This is a genomic window from Natronorubrum marinum, assembly GCF_052040125.1.
Taxonomy (GTDB): Archaea; Halobacteriota; Halobacteria; order Halobacteriales; family Natrialbaceae; genus Natronorubrum.
In genome coordinates this window covers 288,480-305,960 of record NZ_JBPPFV010000004.1, presented here as the reverse complement: position 1 = coordinate 305,960, position 17,481 = coordinate 288,480, and the positions used below count along the sequence as shown (strand labels likewise).

Genomic DNA, 17,481 nt, shown 5'->3' with positions numbered 1-17,481 from the left:
CGGGGTTCATTGCTCGTCACGGTGCATCGCTCGTCACAGTTCGTACCGCGTAATATCGTTTGAATCGCATTCTGGGCAGTTCTCCGTGTTTGTTTCCAGGTTCGTCCCGCAGTGACGGCATTCGAACAGCGTTTGTTCCCGACTTCGGGTGAGGAGTTGTGTCAATTTTATCATGGGGATATCATGGTTCAGGGCCGATCTTTACCGCCGATCTCGTATTCAGCCGACAGCTGATTCCGGAGGACGTCGTTGCTACAGCGGCGACGAGATCCGCACATCGGTTTTCCGTATTCAGTTGTGAGTTGTCCAGTTCATCATATATAGGTGACCCAACCGTGGTGAAAGTAGAACTGTACAACCTGTGATTCGCGTTGGGACACATCAGTACTGAGTAGCGACAGCGGTGCCCGAAATCGATCGATGAGCGACACGGCATGACTCCACTGGTTTCAATAGCGAGCAGTTCTAGTTTGTTGATCGGCGTCCCACGAAGCAGCTGGTACTATAGTAGCCACTGGAAGTCAGTGCACACCCTATTGCAGGACGGCTATGCGATCGGTGTGTAAACAGTTCCAGTTGTTACTATAGCCGGAACGGTACCGATCAAGCTTCTCGAACGTCCCTGACGTTCGTCGGCCGGCGATCTAACTCGGACCGAGGAGTAGTCCGCGAATCAGAACCCTTTCGACTGAGTACCCTCGAGTGCAAGCCGTGCGAACTGATCCTGTCGAACGCCCCGACAGTCGCTACAGCTGGCTGGTGGCGACCGTCGGCGCCGTCGCGATGGTCTTTACCTTCGGGACACCGTTGTCGTACGGGATCTTCCACGGGCCGTTCCGCGACGCCTTCGGTATCTCGTCGCTCGCGCTCTCCGGCGTGTTCGCGATCATGCTCTTTACGTTCTTCATCGGCTCCGGACTCGTCGGGGTGTTCGGCGCGCGATTTCCGGCGCGAGCGGTGTTGCTCGTCTGTGCGATCTCAACGGGCGGTATCGCTCCGTCCCTGTACGTTACGAGTTCGATCGTCGGACTAACCGTCGTCTTCGCCGTACTGGGACTCGCAGTCGGGACGGTGTTCGTCCTCGTCGCATCGATCGTTCCGCGCTGGTTCGAGGGCCGTCGCGGTGCCGCGACGGGGCTCATCTTCGTCGGCAACGGTCTCGGACTGACCGTCCTCCCGCCGGTTTGGCAGTTCGCCTTCACGGAAGTGGGCGTACGCCGTGGCTTCCTTCTCATCATGTCGATGACTGCAATCACGTTTCTCCTCGCTGGCGTCGTCTGCCGGCGACCGCGATGGGCCGAGCAGTCGACCGAGTCCGTCGACGAACTGCTCGAGTGGCTCACCCGCCTGAGCGGAACGCGGACGTTTCGGATACTGTTCGTCGGAATCGCCCTCTCATTCGCGTGGTACCAGCTGCTCGCCGCCTACGCCGTCGATCTGTTCGCACACCGCGGGCTGACGCCAGCCGGTGCCTCGCTCGCGTTCGGCCTGATCGGCGGCGTCAGCATTATCTCGCGGATCGGTAGCGGCCATCTCGCCGATATCGTGGGCTCGAGACGAGCCTACCTCGCGTCACTCGTCTGTGCGGCAGTCGGCATCTTCCTGCTGTTCGTCCCCGCTGTTCCGGCCCTAGCGCTCGCAATCATCCTAATCGGGCTCGGTCTGGGCGGTACCGCGACGCTATACATCCCGCTTCTCATGAACGTGTATTCGCCCGAGATGGACACTGCGATCGTCGGCGTGTTCAACATCGCGATCGGCGTCACCGCGTTGGCGATGCCGCCGCTCGGAACCGCGAGCGTCGCATACACTGACGGCTATTTTATCGCAATCTTGCTGACGTTCGTCGCTACCGTCGTCGGTATCTGGGCCGTTGCCGTCGGCACTTCCGGGCAATAAGCGAGTTACCGTGCGCACTAAGCGATTGATCTCCGGAATGGCAACAGTAAATACGCCCGAGGTCGTATAATCGTTTACAGCGCGTGTCCATAATCGAGCAGTTCGTTGAATCGAGTTTTTCGCTGTTATTGATTTTCGACGAACCAGCGTTGTTTCTATTATTCGTTCTGAAAGGGGCGATAATCGGAAAGGTATTTCCAACGTCGCTCTTTTTGCCGGGCTACCTTCTTGCTGTCACAGCGTCTTCAGAGCAGATCGTTATCGGTATCATCGTTGCCTCATTCGGATATGTTACAGGTCAGTTACTCATCTATTGGATCTCGAGCAATTATGGAATCAGCGCGATCGATTCGCTTCCAACCGTCTCTGTTTCGAATGAACAAGTAACGCGTGCTGAAAATCTGTTTCAGCGACACAGCGGTATCGGTATCTTCATTACGAATCTCGTCCCGTTCGTCGGATCCTTCATCATGATTCCCGCTGGCATGGCCTCGTATTCAATAACTCAGACCGTTTTCTACGCGATTTCTTCGACGCTTCTGAACTACGTACTTATCGTTTTGATAGCTTTTGAATCAATCGAATTTATTGGCACGTTGTAAATTTAGCTGTCTGAGTACTCAGTATCCCGGTAATCTCCCGGCGCTGTTCGCTGTGAGATCGTCGTCGTTGCGGATGCGCCTGGCTGCGGCAACGAGCCGGTCGACATCTTCGCAGGCGAACGCAACCACGTTGCTCCGGTTGCAGTCGTAGAACGGTGGTGGATATTCGTCTTCAGTTTAGAGCAGAATCAGCAGACAGCAGGTTCGTATCGGCGTTCATTTCTGGAAGGAAAGAGGAGTTTGTGCGTTTTTAACTGGTGGGGGGTTCGCGAGATGTGCCGTCAGGACTCGCGCCACTTGTGGCCACACTCGACGCAGGTTAACAGCCGAACCTCGTAGGAACCGCCCGGCTTCGGCATCATCTCGTAGTAGGTCCGGTCGCTGTCGCAGTCGTCCACTGGACAGGGCTCCTGAATCGTCTCAGTGGAGCCTTGGGTCGCGTCGGCCACGGCAGGTGCCCCGTCATCCCGCTGCCCCTCCCGGGTCGCCATCGCCGCTTCGGCTTGCGATTCCCGCGGGTTCTCGTTCTCACATGAACGACACATCCACGTGTCACCCACCGTGTGCATCATTGAACCACACTCGTCGCAGAATTGCATTATAAATGAATCTACGCACGTGGCAGATGGTCGTGTTTAGTTTGTAGCATTGTGCCAGACGGCGAAGGCTTGGAGCCACGATTCTGCTGTCGACGGCTGTGCGTGGCTGAAACAGTTTGAGAACGAAGAGGTGCGGCGCTTTATCTCACGAAAGACACGTTCAACACTGCTCCGATTTCCGTGTTTTTCGTAACGAAATCGGAGCCCAGATCGGCGGAGTGCAGTCTGGAGATGTTTTGCTCCATCAACGAGAAACACAGCATCGTCGAGGTCATGTTTCTCAGTGAGTTCCTGCAGGAACCGTTCTGTCAGAGCGGTCGTGGTCGTCGAATACAGCCGTGTATGGAGTATATTGTTCGTCTCTGGATCGACAGCAGTGTACAGCCAATAGCGGTGTTCGTCAAGTCGAATCACCGTCTCGTCAAGCGCGACGTGATTCGGGTCCTCGTCAACTGCCGGCTGTAGATCGCATTTGTGAACCCAATCGTGGACTGCCTTGCGACTGCGCTCGACACCGAACTTCTCTAATTCTCGAACGGTATTCGAAAGCGAGAGTCCAGCAAGGTGGAGACGAATACCGAGTTCCATCAGCTGACGCGGTGTCCGCTCTCGCTTCACAAAACTCAAATCGATCCAGTCGCTACACCCGCTGAGGCGGTCGATTTTTGGCATGGACACCATAAAATCGCACCGCCTCACTTTTCACGCTTAACGAAACAGCGCCTGGCAGATATAGGTTTTTTATTCAACTACATTCCGAAACCAGCGAGTTGTAACGGTCTTTCACTAAGAGCGTCAAAATCAGTCTCGCATTGGGCTACGTGGTACCGAGTCGAAGAACCTCCCTCGACTTTGTGGCTTGCGAAATTGTCGGCACGTAACTCGTCAACCGCAGGACAGTGCCGTCTGCACTGAACGTCCCGCAAGGGCTCAATCTCTCGGGAGATGGTGTCTGGAACCGTGACCTCGTCGAGCGCGGCTTCGACAAGGTCACTTAGATACTCCGCAAGCTCTGGCGTCAGCTGTTGGTAAAAGTCACTTGGACGATTGTCACTGTGTTTATGGTCAGCATTTGAACGATGATCTTCCAAATCCATCATAGACGTACACCCCTCCCTGTCTATATTATGGCATACTACTAAAAATTTAATCCTCCCACTAATATTTATAAAATAACAAAATAACATGTGTGCTTGTTCTGCAAACACATTATGGCACTTACCATAGCGGTTAGCAACGGATCTCCCGCTACGGAGTGAATCGCGCTCGGTTAGCTAATCGCCTCGCTCGTCCGAAACTTTCCGCCAGACGCGCTCTTCGGTGAGTGGCATGTCGACGTGGGCGATGTCGAGCGCGTCACAGACGGCGTTTACGACGGCCGGGGGCGCTGCGATGGTACCGGCCTCGCCGATTCCCTTGACCCCGAGTGCGTTCAAGGGGCTCGGCGTGACCGTCGCGTCGGTCTCAATCGGGGGCAGGTCGGCGGCGCGCGGGACGCCGTAGCTGTCCATCGCGTCGGTCAAGAGCGTCCCGTCCTCGTCGTAGGCGACCTGCTCGTATCGCGCCTGGCCGATTCCTTGCGCGACGCCGCCGTGGACCTGCCCCTCGACGATTGTGGGGTTGACCCGCTCGCCGCAGTCGTCGACGGCGAGGTATCGTTCAATCTCCACGTCGCCGGTAGCGGGATCGACGGCGACAGTACAGGCGTGCGTACCGAAGGTGTACGCCGTTCCGTCGAGTTCGTAGAACGTCGTCGCCTCCAGCCCCGGCTCGAGGCCATCGGGAAGCCCCCTACTGTACGCCGCCCTGGCGACGGCCGCGAACGAAACCGTTTCGTCGCCGCGTGCGCCGGCTTCGACCGCCTCGGGACCGTCGGTTCCGGATACCGTAAACGCTCCATCGTCGTACGTAACTCGCCCCGGATCGACCTCGAGTTCGGCGGCCGCGATCCGGCGCGCCTTCGAGAGCACCGTTTCGGCGCTCGTGACGACGGCGTTACCGCCGACGATGGTCGACCGGCTTCCGAAGGTTCCCGTTCCGGTGGGGATCGCTTCGGTGTCGCCCTCGGAGACGTGGATTCGCCCGAGCGGGAGGGAGAGCGCGTCCGCGACGAGCTGGGCGTAGGTCGTCTCGTGGCCCTGTCCGTGCGAGTGGGTCCCCGCGTAGACTTCCACGTCGCCGTCGGGAAGCACGCGGACGAGCCCGCTCTCGAAGCCGCCGCCGGTGGACTCAACGTAGTTGGCGATCCCGACGCCGCGAAGACGGCCGTCGTTCATCTCTCCGTTCTCGACCTCCTTACCCGAGCTATCCCAGGTAGTCCCGGAGCGGTCGCGAAGGTCGTCGTACTCGATCGCCTCGAGCCCTTTTTCCATTGCGGATTCGTAGTCGCCCGAGTCGTACGTCGCCCCGACGGGCGTTTCGTACGGAAATGCGTCGGACGGGATGAGGTTCCGTCGCCGGAGTTCGGCGGGATCCATCTCGAGTTCGTCGGCGGCGACGTCGACCAGCCGCTCGGTGACGTATATCGCCTCGGGCCGGCCGGCGCCGCGGTAGGAGTGAATCGGCGCCGTGTTGGTGAAGACGGTGTGAGTTTCACAGTGGATCGCGTCGATCGCGTACTGACCGGCCAGCAGTCGGCCGTACCGGGCGGGCATCGAGGCGCCACTGCCGAGCCCGTAGCCGCCAACGTTGGCGTACGTTTCCGCGCTGAGTCCGCGGATCGTCCCGTCGTCGTCGACCGCCAGCGCTGCGGTGGTGCGGTGATCGCGACCATGTGCACCCTCGAGGTAGTTTTCGCTCCGCGTCGCGGTCCACTTGACCGATCGCTCGAGGTCGCGGGCACACCAGGCCGCCATCGCTTCGCCGGGATGGTGGTGGCCCTTGTGACCGAACCCGCCGCCGACGTGAGGCGAGACGACGCGGATCTCCCCTTCGCGAACGCCGAGCGTATGGGCCAGCTTCCGGCGGTGGCCGTGTGGCGACTGGCTGGTCATCGTGACGGTGAACCCGTCGTCGGGATCAAACTCCGCGACGGCCGCCCGGGGCTCGAGCGCGGAGGGGATCAGCCGGTTGTTCGTCAGGTCGATTTCGACCGTCCGATCGGCCGCCTCGAACGCGTCGTCGGTCGCATCAGCGTCACCCAATTCGGCGGACGTCGCGACGTTGTCCGGCGCACCCTCGAATATCTGTGGCACATTCGTATCGGTCGCCGCTTCCTGTGGGTCGACGACCGCCTCGAGCGGCTCGTACTCGACGTCGACCGCCGCAACACCGTCCCGTGCGCGATACCGGTCCTCGGCGACGACGGCCGCGACGGGCTGGCCGTGGTACCGAACGCGATCCGTCGCGAGCACCGGATGAGCCGGGATCTCCCCTTCCAGTCCCGAAAGCGGCAGTCGGCCCGGCGACGTCGATGCCTCGATATCGCCCCACGTGTACACGCCGAGTACGCCGTCCATCGCCTCGGCGGCCGACGTGTCGATCCCCTCGATAGTGGCGTGGCCGTGCTCGCTCCGGACGAACGCGAGGGAGACAGTTCCCGGTGGCTCGTGGTCGTCGGTGTACTCGGCACGGCCGGTCAGCAACGCGGCGTCTTCCCGGCGCTTTTCGCGAGATCCAGTGTACGTGCCATCCGTGTCACCCTCGGCGTCGTTAGCGTCCAGTTCGACTCCCCGCGCTGTATCCGACGATTCCGCGTCGCTCATCGTGGCTCACCTCCCTGACCGTTCGCTCGGCTGCCGGCCGGGCCGTCGGTGGGAGCGGCGGCGTCATCCTTCCCATCGGTCTTCGCGTCGTCGACGGCCGCCAGCACTGCCCGTTCGACGTCGGCCGGAAGGACGCTCACACGATACTCGCTCGAGGCGTGAACGTCGCCGCGTTCCTCCACCGTCAACTGCTCCCGTTCCCCGTCGACGGTAAGGGTGATCTCGTGATCTACCATTGAGCGACCCTTGGTGAGCGCGAACCTTGAAAGATCGCTTCACTGTGGACTTCATTCCATCCGTTTCGGTGAACCGAACTGATCAGCACAGGCCGCACATGTATCACAGGTCGTCTTAGCCGTCAATTAGATACTGTGCTCGCAACGGATACTGACATCCACCCACGGCTAAAGTCATGGGGTTCCCCCACTGGGAGTTGAACCCGCTGATGCTGTCTCCAGTTTCGAGTTCGGTTTGGGGTTAACTTCGAGGACGGAGCCGATGAGCGTTGCAGGGATTTCGTCGTTCGATTCGATTCCTAATCGGTCTCGGACCTCTTTCGGGAGCGTTACCCGTCCTCTATCGTCCACCGTGAGTGTAAGTTCCTCTCCGTGGTTCGTTTCAACTGATGATTTTCCCATTTTGACCACCTACTTCCCACTACTATGTTGACATTCAAAACTCCTGCGCTACTCTCGATATCGATACATTCGACCCGTAGTTCGTCTGTTTGATGCTGAAACAGATTCGAATACCGCCTTTGGAGGACTCGATCAGATCTCAAAAGATGGTCTATACGGGTTCGTGGTGGCACACTCACGGCACCGTCTCATCGACTGCTACCGGAACCCGGATTCTCGGTCACTGCGAGGTTCCAATGCCGGCCACGGAGAACGAGTCCTTCCGATGCCGAAGCGAGAGCCCCCGGTAACAGAGTCGTCACCGCGCGCATATGAGGTTCCAGCCCCAACAATCGGTACAATGAACCCCGAGTCCACGACGAAACTCTACAAAGCACCACGCACGGAGATTTCACAGAATCAGGGACGGTTTCGAATCCACTTCAACTTCCCCGGACACAACCATCCGAATCACGACGATCACGGATACGGCCCGCTCGCAACCGTCGTCGAGTCGTTCATGGATCCGGAGACGCTGATCTCGATGCATCCCCACCAGAACGAGGAGATCATCTCGTGGGTTCCCTCGGGCGTGATGCGCCACGACGACCGACAGGAAAACGAGCTGGTCACCGATTCCGAGCACCTGATGGTAATGGGCGCCGGCAGCGGCTTCTGGCACGAAGAACGCACGCTCGCGGATGACCCGCCGCTGCGGATGTTACAGATCTTCGTCCGTCCACACAGTCTCGATCTCCCGCCGACCATCCAGCACGAACCGATCGCTGATCCGGTCGCCAACGAGTGGCGGCATCTCTTCGGGCCCGAGGGCTCTGCCGCACCGCTGTCCGTGCGCAACGGCGTCCACTTCTACGACGTCCACCTCGAGGAGGGTGCCAGCGTCGACCTGCCATCGAAGGCCGACTGGGACACCTACTTCTACGTGTTCGAGGGGGCAGTGACGGCCGACGGTACGCACTTCGACGAGACGGAGAGCGGCCTGTTCGTCGACGGAGACGAACTGACGGTCACCGCTGAAACCGAGACGCTGCTCGTCGCGTTTTGTATCGATCCCGATGCGCCGATCACCCGACAGGGGACTATCGGTCGGTGAGGCTGTCAGGTGTCGGGAGGGGTCGCAATTGATCAACCATATGCAACGGCGCCTACCAGTCACCGATCGATACAAGGAACCTCCGACTCCGACGCGGAGGATATGGGGACTGTCCAAGAAAGACCCCGCTTCGTTTCCTTCCTAAGGGTTGCCTGACGGTGCCAGCGCGCCGGCCCAAATCGCCGACTTCGCTGGCATTTATGTCCACGAGCGACTGAGTGACAGTATGGCGGAACAACAGGTCGAAGTTGCCGGACCGATGGGTGCCTTCCGGCAGTTCTTCTCGCTTCAACGAGACGTACTGGTCCTCTCGTTGGCGATGTTTGCGTTCAGTCTCGGCTTCCAGATGACAAATCGATTCCTCCCAGAGTATCTTGTCTTCCTCGGTGCAACCGGGTTCATCGTGGGTCTGTTCGCCACGCTCGGAAACGTAATCGGGGCGGTCTTTCCGTACTACGGTGGGTTCGTCTCCGACCGCGTCGGATCACGGTATGCCTTGACGGTCTTCGGCTTTCTGTCGACGTTCGGATTTGCGATCTGGTTTGCTGCTGCCTATATTCCGGCGATCGACCTCGGCACGTTCGTCCTCGAGCCGTGGGTCTGGGTGTTCGTCGGTCTGTTGTTGGCCCAGTGCTGGAAATCGTTCGGAATCGGCGGTCACTACGCGATCGTCAAACAGGCCACCGAACCGAGCCGACTGGCTCGCGGGTTCGCCAGTACGGAAACGTTCCGACGAACAGCGTTCCTGATTGCGCCGCTGATCGTCGCCGCCCTCGTGGCCGACCAACTCATGCCCGGCTTCCTCTGGGTGCTCGTGATCGCCATCGTCTTTGCTATCCTCGGCACAATCGTACAGCACCTGTTGTACGAGACCGATACGGACACCGTCGGCAAAGAGTTCCAGGGCTTCGGCCAGATTCTCACCGATCTACGGGCGCTTCCAGAGCCGTTACACCCACTGTTGGTGGCAGACACGTTCGTTCGGTTCGCCAACGGGATGGTGTACGCGTTTTTCATCCTCGTGATCACGCAACTGATGGGGATCGGACTGACGGTGTCGCTTCCCGTGTTTGGCACGATCGATCTGTCGCCCGCCGCGTTCTTCGGCATTCTCCTGAGCGTCGAGATGTTTATCGCACTCGTTACGATGGCCCCCGCGGCCAAAATCGCCGAGTCCGTCGGACTCAAGCCGGTTGTCGGGCTCGGATTCTTGGTCTACGCCATCTTCCCCGCCATGCTGATCTTCGCGCCGGAAAACGCGTGGGTATTGATCGTGCTGTTCGCGTTCTCGGGACTGCGCTTCGCTGGGTTACCGGCTCACAAGGCACTGATCGTCGGCCCGGCCGAACGAGGCGCAGGGGGTCGAGTGACCGGGTCGTACTACTTCGTCCGCGGTGCGGTCGTGATTCCCAGCGGGGTACTAGGTGGGTTCCTGTGGGAGTACGTGGACCCGGAAATCTCGTTCACGATTGCATCGGTCATCGGGATGATCGGTGTCGCCTATTTCGTGATCTTCGGCGAGGAGTTCGAGGCCTACCAGTAGTTGGTAGATAGATGGGGGGTTGACCGCGGTTGTTCACGTCGTCAACTGATCGAAAAACTCACTGACTCGACGCTTGATTTCATCTCGTTGTGTTCGCGTTGCTTCGATATCATCGCCCGCAGGATGAGGCAGTTCCCACGTTTCGGCTTCGCCGTTTCAGTTTTCAGGCCGGAATTGATCGACTGAGCATCCTCTCGTGATGACGTAGTCAACATCCCTGATGTCGTCGGGAGAAATCTCTCGAGGAGTTCGGTCGCTGATATCGAGTCCCTCCTCTCGGAGTACGTCGATGACCTCGTCGTGGATGTGGTCGGCCGGATCGGTTCCACCGGTCACAATGTCCACATCGAAGTTACGTTGGTCTCGTTCGGCGAACGCTGTTGCCATCTGGCTTCGCCCCGCGTTTCCGACGCAGACGAACGCGAGTTTTGTCGTCATTATAATGAGGTTAGACCCCACTGTCAGTAAGACTTGGGCACAGTTCGATCGTTAGACCGTGGTATATTCACTTCCATGAGTTCGATGGAATCTGATCAGTCTCGCTGCTCGATTTCCCGGCGCCGCACCCGTCGCCGCCGGCAGCCACCTCGATTCGGTACCCGAGGGCGGCATCTTCGATGGGTCGCCGGCGTCTATGCCGCGCTCGAGGCGGAAGTAACGACAACTTTTTCCAGGCCGTTCGATCTCGAGCCGATGCCGATGGCCGATCGGTGCCGAGACGCGCTCCACGAGGCCGGAGACGCCCAGGCCGTAGAGACGATCGATCTCCACTTCGGCGCCGCACACGACACGATGCACGTCGCGTCCGTGACCGACGCGGGGATGCTGTTCGCCCCGTCGCGAGATGGGATTTCGCACAGTCCGCTGGAGTGGACGGACTGGGACGATTGCGCTGCGGCGACGACCGTCCTTACCGGCGCGCTGGCGCAACTCGTTGAGACGTGAGTTCTTCTCCTTCGGTTACACCATCCGGACACTGGTTTTTCAATTCGAGTCCGAGAGAACTAACTCATTTGAACCGTCTCCCGTCGGACGTTGCTGCATAATGATGTTCGAATTTCATCCTCCGTTCCGGTTCCACTACAGTCAAAAGAACACGCCGAGAAACCCAACCAGCGACCGGAGTTCCAATGAAATGGCAGTATCGTGACACCGTCCTCCTACTGTGTACGTGTGCGTTTTTCGTGACGTACTTCGCGAGACTTGCGTTCAGTCCCGTCGTTCCGTTCATCACTGATGACTTTTCGGTTTCGAACACCCAGATCGGGTTCGCGCTGTCGGGGATGTGGATCGCGTACGGACTGACGCAGTATCCGAGCGGGTTGCTCGCCGACCGGTTCGGGGAGAAACGAATCATCCTCCTGTCGGTCGGCGGTACGGCCGTACTGAGTTTTGTCGCCGCCGCGTCGCCGATTTTCGTCCTCTTTTGTCTGGGCGTCGCCGGAATCGGTGCAGTCGCCGGACTCCACTACACCGTCGCGTCGACGCTGTTATCGCGGACGTACGACGACACCGGAACCGCAATCGGTATCCACTCGCTCGGCGCACCCGCGGCCGGATTGATCGCCCCGATCGCTGCGGCCTGGGTCGGGGTTCGATACGGCTGGCGGCCTGCGGTTGCGCTCGTCGTACTGTGCGCACTCCCGATATTCGTGCTGTTTCTGTGGCGAGTGAACCCGACCGAGCCGCGTCGGCCCGATACGGAGTCCACGGATCGAAAAGTCGGTGGCTCATTCGTCTCGTTTCTCGTGCGGCCGACGATCGCGTTCTCTACGTGCGTCGCGATCCTCGCGATGTTCGCGATCAACGGACTGATCTCGTTTCTCCCGACGTTTCTCGTCGAATTTCACGGCTATACGCCTACGCTGGCCGGAATCGTCTTTTCGGCGTACTTCGTCGCCCGGGGCGGAACGCAGATCGGGGTCGGTGCCCTCTCGGACTGGTACGATCGCGATATCGTCATAGCGGGGTGTCTATTACTGGGGATGGTGGGCGTTCTGTTGTTCCTGCTCGATTCGGGCCTCTGGATCGCCTTCCTGGCCGTTTTCTTGTTCGGGACTGGAACGAGTTTTTTCGCGGCGCTGGAACCCAAGATGCTCGATAGATTGTCCGAGAGCGAGCGAAGTACCGGATTCGGCGTGTTTCGAACAGCCTACGTCGTCGGCGGATCGACCGGCTCCATCGGAGTCGGTGCGTTCGCGGATGCCCTCGGGTGGCACCGAACGTTTCTCATCCTCGCCGTTCTTTTCGCCGCTTCGTTCACCCTCGTTGCGATCAATCGACTCTTCAAACTCGGATACTGAGGGACTAACAGCGAAAATCTCGTTCTGTTAGGGTAGGGAGGAGTCGATACAGTCGCGTGGCGATCGATCGATGAGACGGGTTGCCGTCGTTGCGTATCAACCGTTGGAGAACAGGACGGTATCTTTATCCAATCGGCGCTATTTTTCGACCCATGGCTGTAGATGACACACACGCTATCAGGCGACTCAAGCACGAGTACTGTTTCGCTATCGACGCCGGGAACTACGAGGAGTGGGCGGCACTGTTCACCGAGGACGGCCGGTTCGTCCGTGACGACGGCTCTACCTACGAGGGTGCCGACGAACTCTACGAGTTCGCCAACGAACTATTCGATTCCGCCTTCGACCGCGTCGCTCACCTCGTCACCAATCCCGTTATCGATGTCGATGGCGACGACGCGACCGGCCAGTGGTACCTCTTCTTGCTGTTTCAGGACAACGATGGCAACGTCGGGTGGCGACAGGCGAAGTACAACGACCAGTACCGGAAGGTCGATGGGACGTGGAGAGTCGTCGAATCCGAGGTCACCTACGGCGTCCGCACCGACGACTGACGGTTGCCTTCGGCTCTACAGGCGATCAGGCAGAGGCCCCTGGGCTTGCCTCGAGGCAGTTCACTTCTCGACGATACTTGCAGGTTTAATCGTACACAGCACTCGAAATTGCACGGAATCTGCGTATCACACAAATCTCTCTGCAATTACAATAGGTACCCACTTGAAAATTTGTGTCTATTTAACAATAGGTGGCTATTGTAGCGCTGGTCTCGTCCGAATCAGTCTACGGTGGTTTCTCGCCTAATCCTGGTCTTCCGGTGTCGAGAGCGATGTCCCATGCTGATTCACCCGTCCGTGCGCCGTGCCGATTTACCCGAACCGATTCGCCCTCCCCTCGGACAAGGACTCCGTCTTCGCCTTGGATGTTGATACTGTCGGCGTGTGACTCCGTGTCCAGCAGAACGGATAGAGTTGCCTGCCGGTTTCATCACGTATATCTGTATATTTCGGCTGTCCGATTAATAGAGCTCGAATGCGCTGGCACTATCGGACGACGGTACTCGCGTTATGTCTCCTCGCGTTCTTTGTCACTTACTTATCACGAATGGCGATCAGTCCGGTCATCCCGTTCATCGCCGACGACTTCGATGTCTCCAACACGCAGATCGGGTTCGCACTGTCGGGCATGTGGCTCGCCTACGGGCTCTCGCAGTTCCCGAGCGGCGTCCTCGGTGACCGATTCGGGGAAAAGCGGGTCATACTCGTGGCCGTCGGCGGCACGGCCGCTGCCAGTCTACTGCTCGCGTTCGCACCCGTGTTCGCCGCGTTCGTCCTCTTCGCCGTCTTTCTCGGACTGGTCGCAGGGCTGCACTACACCGTCGCGGTGACGCTGTTGTCGCGGACGTACGACGAACTGGGACGGGCCGTTGGCATCCACTCGATGGGCGGCCCGCTCGCGGGGCTGGTCGCCCCCGTCGTGGCGGCGCGGGTCGGCGTTCGGTTCGGCTGGCGGCCGGCGGTAGCGCTCGCACTCGTCGTCGGACTGCCGGTGTTCGCGCTGTTCGCCTGGCGGGTCCGGCCGACCGAGCCGCGACGGCCCGCACAGCCGATGCGCGAGCGGTTCGAACTCGATGCCGTGGTCGAACTCGTCTCGAGACCGCCGATCGCGTTCACGCTCGTGATCGCCATGCTCGGGACGTTCGTCGTGCAGGGCCTGCTCACGTTTCTCCCGACGTTTTTCGTCGCACACCACCGCTACTCGGCGACCCAGGCCGGCGTCGCCTTCTCGGCGTTTTTCGTCGTACGGACGGTGGGCCAGTTCGTGCTGGGCGAGTTCTCCGATCGATACGGCCGCGACCTCGCGATCGGTGCATCGATGCTCGGCGGGGCGGTCGGCCTGTTCGGGCTGGTTGCCGGCGCGAGTTCGGTCGTGATCGGCGCTTCCGTGATCCTCGCCGGGTTCGGCTCGAGTTTCTTCGCGGCGATCGATCCGCGCTTTCTCGACCAGCTCGGGCACGCCGAACGCGGTTCGGGCTTCGGACTCGTTCGGACGGTGTACACCGTCGTGGGCTCCGCCGGCTCGGTCGGCGCGGGGTTGTTCGCGGATCTGTTCGGGTGGGGGGCGTCGTTTCTGATACTCGCCGTTCTGTTCGCGATCACGTTCGCCGCGCTCGCCGGTAATCGGTTGCTCGAGCTCGGTTACTGACCGTGCAGTTCGTCGTCGCTATGGCGGCCGAATCGGTGGACACCGGGACGCCGAAATTAGCGCCGGTCTTGGCTCCTCTCCACATGACGGACATTCAACTCGCACCGGTCCGATTTCGGAACCCTTGAGGTCTCCTGTCGGAAACACCGACCGTGTCCCGATCTCGACTGTTCGCCTCCCTCTGTGGACTGGTCTTTCTCCTCAATCTCGCCAGAATCATCTTCGCACCGCTGCTGGACGTCATCATCGCGGAGTTTTCGATCGGCGAGGCGACCGCCGGACTCCTCGTCACGCTCGCGTGGGTCGGGAGCGCGTTCCCCCGCTTACCGACGGGATGGCTCCTGACGAAAGTCCCCAGACACTCCGTCGTGATCGGGTCAGGAGCGATTCTTGCGGTCGCCGCCGGGTTCGCCGCGACCGCGACGTCGGTCCGCCACCTCATGGTCGGTGCCTTCCTGATGGGTGTCGCCTCCGGCGTCTACTTCGTCTCGGCGAACCCGTTTTTGAGCGAGTTGTACCCGGACCGCGTCGGCCACGTGATCGGCATTCACGGTGCCGCCAGTCAGATCGCCGCGGTAATCGCCGCTCCGCTCGTGGTGCTTACGCTCCTCGTCGACTGGCGACTCTCGCTGTGGGCGATCGCCGTCGGTGCGGCGGTGGTGACGGCGTACACGGGACTCGCCGCAGCGCGGACCGAGTTGCCGCGGGCGGGAATCGAGGATCGAAACTTCGTCGCCGGTGCGCTGTCGGAGTGGCGGATCATCGTGACCGCGCTGGCGATCGTCGGCATCGCGTCGTTCATCTGGCAGGGCGTGTTCAACTTCTACGAGCTGTACATGCAGTCGAAGGGACTCTCCCCTCGAGCGGCGGGATTGATGCTGACGATCGTTTTCGCCGCCGGGATTCCCGCGTTTTACTTCGGCGGTGACCTGGCCGATAGGCTGCCGCGCGTGCCGTACCTGCTCGGCATCGTCGGGACGTTCGCCGGGACTCTGCTCGTGTTGACGACCGTGAACGGGCTCTTCGGATTGATCGTGATGTCGGGGGTCATCGGCTTCGTCATCCACGCGCTGTTTCCGGCGACGGATACGTTCCTCCTCGATACGCTCCCGGACTCGACGCGGGGGAGCGCCTACGCCGTGTTCAGCTCCATGTGGATGTTCACGCAGGCGCTCGGGTCGTTCGCGCTGGGCATTTTTATCGAGGACGGCTACTCCTACGACGCGGTGTTCGTCGGCGCCGCGCTCTTCCTCGGGGCGACGACTCTCGGTCTCGTCGTCCTCGAGCGAACGGGGCGCCTGCCGAGTTGAACCGGCGCATGAGCGCCCGGTCCTCCGCACCCCGTTTTCTGCCGCACGACCCGGGCGTTTCGAACGGCAGTGACTACGGGGCTGCAAGGAGCGCTTCGAGGTTCTCGAGCGTAACGAGCGACCAGTTTTCGCCGACTTCCTCGTCGAGTCCGTCGACGAACCCGCTTTTCGAGAAGAGGGCGAACTGTTCGTCCCGCGTCCCCGACCCCCACCGGACGCTTTCGGCCTTCGCTCGAAGACGCTCGACGAGCGAGCGGCCGACGGGTTCGGCGGTCCACTTGCACTCCGCGAGCAGGATTCGATCGTCGTCGGGCGCGAGGCCGACGATATCGACTTCCTCCTCGCCGTACCACCATCGGCCGACCTCGGAGTACGGATCGATGTCACCGCGTCGGATCGCTTCCCAGATCCCTTCCTGACAGACGTCCTCGAACGTGGTTGCGACGTGGGAGGGGAGATCTGGTTCGATGGTTCCGTCGAAGACGACCGTCGGCGCTTCTTCGATGCTGGAACGGTTCGGTTCGACGTATCGGAACCAGAAGCGCAGGAACTCGTCGGCGACGCGATACCGGGAGCGTTTGGACTTCTTTCCGGACGCGGTGACCGGTACGTCGCGGTCGATGAGTCGGAGGCGTCGGAGCGTCTGGAGGTATTTCGACAGCGGCCCCGGATCGATTCCCGTCGCCCCCGAAATCTCGTTCGGCGTCGTGTGGCCCAGTGCAACCGCCTCGAGAATGCTCATGTATCGCGCAGGATTCCGCAACTCGGTGCGCAACAGGAACTCCGGCTCGTTGTAGAGGACGGCCGTCGGCGAGAGGATCCGCCGCTGGATGTTCTCGGCGAGCGATCGGTCGTAATCGAAGAGCGTGAGGTACATCGGCGTCCCGCCGGTGACCGAGTACGACCGAATCGCCGCCTCGAGGTCGTACGAAATGACGTCTCGTGCCTGTCGGAACGAGAACGGCTGGAGATCGATCTGGCCCGTTCGACGGCCGTACAACGGACTTTCGTGGCCGAGGACCTCGGATTCCATCGTGCTCACGCTCGAGCCACAGAGCACGAGCATGGAGTCGGTGTCTCGAAGCTGTTCGTCGACGAACGCCTGGACGTACGACGGCACCGAGTCGTTCGCTTCGACCAGATAGGGAAACTCGTCGATGACGACGATGCGGTCCTCCGAAGCGAGCCGGTCGCCGAGATACTCGAACGCGTCATCCCAGCCGTCGATGCGCGGGACGCGGTCGCCGAAACTGTCGGCGACCTGCTCGACGAACTTCTCCCGCTGACGGTGTTCGGCTTCTTGAGCCGCGAGGAAGTAGATATGCGGCCGATCAGTGCAGAACTCTTTGAGAAGTTCCGTCTTCCCGACACGGCGTCGCCCGTAGACGACGTAGAAATCGTGGCCAGGGGAGTCAGCGGCCGTCTCCAGCGCCGCGAGTTCGTCGTCCCGGTCGTAGAAGGTCATACTCTGGCTAATGATTACTACGATAATGATCTTACGTGTTTCGGTGAGTCATCGGTTCTCTATCACGGGAGCCTCCGATCACCGTACCGTTCGACCGGTTTCGGAAGAGGAACCATTATACGC

At 60.3% G+C, this 17,481-nt stretch carries 15 protein-coding genes and 3 pseudogenes; 9 read left to right on the top strand and 9 right to left on the bottom strand.

Annotation, left to right across the window (positions count from 1 at the left end):
* Positions 1–711 precede the first annotated feature (711 nt).
* Both ACSFC5_RS21355 and ACSFC5_RS21350 read left to right on the top strand, forming a co-directional pair.
* Complete coding sequence (locus ACSFC5_RS21355; RefSeq protein ID WP_440767228.1) at positions 712–1,899, top strand: MFS transporter; 1,188 nt, start codon at positions 712–714, stop codon at positions 1,897–1,899.
* 83 nt (positions 1,900–1,982) lie between these two features.
* On the top strand, positions 1,983–2,501 hold the full coding sequence (locus tag ACSFC5_RS21350; RefSeq protein ID WP_440767227.1) for a DedA family protein: 519 nt from the start codon (positions 1,983–1,985) through the stop codon (positions 2,499–2,501).
* Positions 2,502–2,519: 18 nt separating this feature from the next.
* On the opposite strand, the gene ACSFC5_RS21345 is transcribed toward ACSFC5_RS21350, so the two are convergent.
* From ACSFC5_RS21345 to ACSFC5_RS21315, 7 genes and pseudogenes are all read right to left on the bottom strand, one after another.
* On the bottom strand, positions 2,520–2,630 hold the full coding sequence (locus ACSFC5_RS21345; RefSeq protein ID WP_440767226.1) for a DUF7692 domain-containing protein: 111 nt from the start codon (positions 2,628–2,630) through the stop codon (positions 2,520–2,522).
* A 152-nt stretch (positions 2,631–2,782) separates the two neighbouring features.
* Positions 2,783–3,100, bottom strand: coding sequence for an RPA12/RPB9/RPC11 RNA polymerase family protein (locus ACSFC5_RS21340; protein WP_440767225.1), 318 nt, complete (start codon positions 3,098–3,100; stop codon positions 2,783–2,785).
* A 36-nt stretch (positions 3,101–3,136) separates the two neighbouring features.
* A complete protein-coding gene (locus ACSFC5_RS21335) occupies positions 3,137–3,772 on the bottom strand; it encodes an IS6 family transposase (RefSeq protein WP_440767224.1) in 636 nt (211 codons plus the stop codon).
* Between the two features lie 184 nt (positions 3,773–3,956).
* A pseudogene (locus ACSFC5_RS21330) lies at positions 3,957–4,134 on the bottom strand (IS4 family transposase); the annotation flags it as partial.
* A gap of 240 nt (positions 4,135–4,374) precedes the next feature.
* Positions 4,375–6,804: a xanthine dehydrogenase family protein molybdopterin-binding subunit gene (locus ACSFC5_RS21325; protein WP_440767223.1), complete on the bottom strand. Its 2,430-nt coding sequence runs from the start codon at positions 6,802–6,804 to the stop codon at positions 4,375–4,377.
* The gene (locus tag ACSFC5_RS21320) at positions 6,801–7,040 is read right to left on the bottom strand and encodes a hypothetical protein (protein ID WP_440767222.1); all 240 of its coding nucleotides are present in this window, start codon (positions 7,038–7,040) and stop codon (positions 6,801–6,803) included. The genes ACSFC5_RS21325 and ACSFC5_RS21320 overlap by 4 nt, the downstream gene beginning before the upstream one ends.
* 174 nt (positions 7,041–7,214) lie before the next feature.
* On the bottom strand, positions 7,215–7,442 hold the full coding sequence (locus tag ACSFC5_RS21315) for an AbrB/MazE/SpoVT family DNA-binding domain-containing protein (protein ID WP_440767221.1): 228 nt from the start codon (positions 7,440–7,442) through the stop codon (positions 7,215–7,217).
* A 340-nt stretch (positions 7,443–7,782) separates the two neighbouring features.
* Here ACSFC5_RS21315 and ACSFC5_RS21310 point away from each other — a divergent pair, with 340 nt between their 5' ends.
* Together ACSFC5_RS21310 and ACSFC5_RS21305 are read left to right on the top strand one after the other, a co-directional pair.
* Complete coding sequence (locus ACSFC5_RS21310; RefSeq protein WP_440767220.1) at positions 7,783–8,535, top strand: pirin family protein; 753 nt, start codon at positions 7,783–7,785, stop codon at positions 8,533–8,535.
* A 226-nt stretch (positions 8,536–8,761) separates the two neighbouring features.
* A complete protein-coding gene (locus ACSFC5_RS21305; RefSeq protein WP_440767219.1) occupies positions 8,762–10,078 on the top strand; it encodes an MFS transporter in 1,317 nt (438 codons plus the stop codon).
* 33 nt (positions 10,079–10,111) lie between these two features.
* Here ACSFC5_RS21305 and ACSFC5_RS21300 read toward each other — a convergent pair.
* Positions 10,112–10,516 (bottom strand): annotated as a pseudogene (locus ACSFC5_RS21300) (arsenate-mycothiol transferase ArsC).
* Between the two features lie 198 nt (positions 10,517–10,714).
* Here ACSFC5_RS21300 and ACSFC5_RS21295 point away from each other — a divergent pair.
* The 5 genes and pseudogenes from ACSFC5_RS21295 to ACSFC5_RS21275 form a co-directional block, all read left to right on the top strand.
* A pseudogene (locus ACSFC5_RS21295) lies at positions 10,715–11,023 on the top strand (M20/M25/M40 family metallo-hydrolase); the annotation flags it as partial.
* A 185-nt stretch (positions 11,024–11,208) separates the two neighbouring features.
* The gene (locus ACSFC5_RS21290) at positions 11,209–12,381 is read left to right on the top strand and encodes an MFS transporter (RefSeq protein ID WP_440767218.1); all 1,173 of its coding nucleotides are present in this window, start codon (positions 11,209–11,211) and stop codon (positions 12,379–12,381) included.
* Positions 12,382–12,533: 152 nt separating this feature from the next.
* Complete coding sequence (locus ACSFC5_RS21285) at positions 12,534–12,935, top strand: nuclear transport factor 2 family protein (protein WP_440767217.1); 402 nt, start codon at positions 12,534–12,536, stop codon at positions 12,933–12,935.
* Between the two features lie 475 nt (positions 12,936–13,410).
* On the top strand, positions 13,411–14,583 hold the full coding sequence (locus ACSFC5_RS21280; RefSeq protein WP_440767216.1) for an MFS transporter: 1,173 nt from the start codon (positions 13,411–13,413) through the stop codon (positions 14,581–14,583).
* Between the two features lie 152 nt (positions 14,584–14,735).
* Positions 14,736–15,893, top strand: a complete 1,158-nt coding sequence (locus tag ACSFC5_RS21275) for an MFS transporter (protein ID WP_440767215.1) — start codon at positions 14,736–14,738, stop codon at positions 15,891–15,893.
* A gap of 73 nt (positions 15,894–15,966) precedes the next feature.
* Here ACSFC5_RS21275 and ACSFC5_RS21270 read toward each other — a convergent pair whose 3' ends face one another.
* The gene (locus ACSFC5_RS21270; RefSeq protein WP_440767214.1) at positions 15,967–17,358 is read right to left on the bottom strand and encodes an ATP-binding protein; all 1,392 of its coding nucleotides are present in this window, start codon (positions 17,356–17,358) and stop codon (positions 15,967–15,969) included.
* Positions 17,359–17,481: the final 123 nt, after the last annotated feature.

Bases quoted from the DNA above. Each gene is read 5' to 3' on its own strand.
- ACSFC5_RS21325 (WP_440767223.1), bottom strand. From the start codon at position 6,804: ATGAGCGACGCGGAATCGTCGGATACAGCGCGGGGAGTCGAACTGGAC.
- ACSFC5_RS21270 (WP_440767214.1), bottom strand. From the start codon at position 17,358: ATGACCTTCTACGACCGGGACGACGAACTCGCGGCGCTGGAGACGGCC.
- ACSFC5_RS21305 (WP_440767219.1), top strand. From the start codon at position 8,762: ATGGCGGAACAACAGGTCGAAGTTGCCGGACCGATGGGTGCCTTCCGG.
- ACSFC5_RS21290 (WP_440767218.1), top strand. From the start codon at position 11,209: ATGAAATGGCAGTATCGTGACACCGTCCTCCTACTGTGTACGTGTGCG.
- ACSFC5_RS21320 (WP_440767222.1), bottom strand. From the start codon at position 7,040: ATGGTAGATCACGAGATCACCCTTACCGTCGACGGGGAACGGGAGCAG.
- ACSFC5_RS21280 (WP_440767216.1), top strand. From the start codon at position 13,411: ATGCGCTGGCACTATCGGACGACGGTACTCGCGTTATGTCTCCTCGCG.
- ACSFC5_RS21315 (WP_440767221.1), bottom strand. From the start codon at position 7,442: ATGGGAAAATCATCAGTTGAAACGAACCACGGAGAGGAACTTACACTC.
- ACSFC5_RS21310 (WP_440767220.1), top strand. From the start codon at position 7,783: ATGAACCCCGAGTCCACGACGAAACTCTACAAAGCACCACGCACGGAG.
- ACSFC5_RS21335 (WP_440767224.1), bottom strand. From the start codon at position 3,772: ATGCCAAAAATCGACCGCCTCAGCGGGTGTAGCGACTGGATCGATTTG.
- ACSFC5_RS21285 (WP_440767217.1), top strand. From the start codon at position 12,534: ATGGCTGTAGATGACACACACGCTATCAGGCGACTCAAGCACGAGTAC.
- ACSFC5_RS21340 (WP_440767225.1), bottom strand. From the start codon at position 3,100: ATGCAATTCTGCGACGAGTGTGGTTCAATGATGCACACGGTGGGTGAC.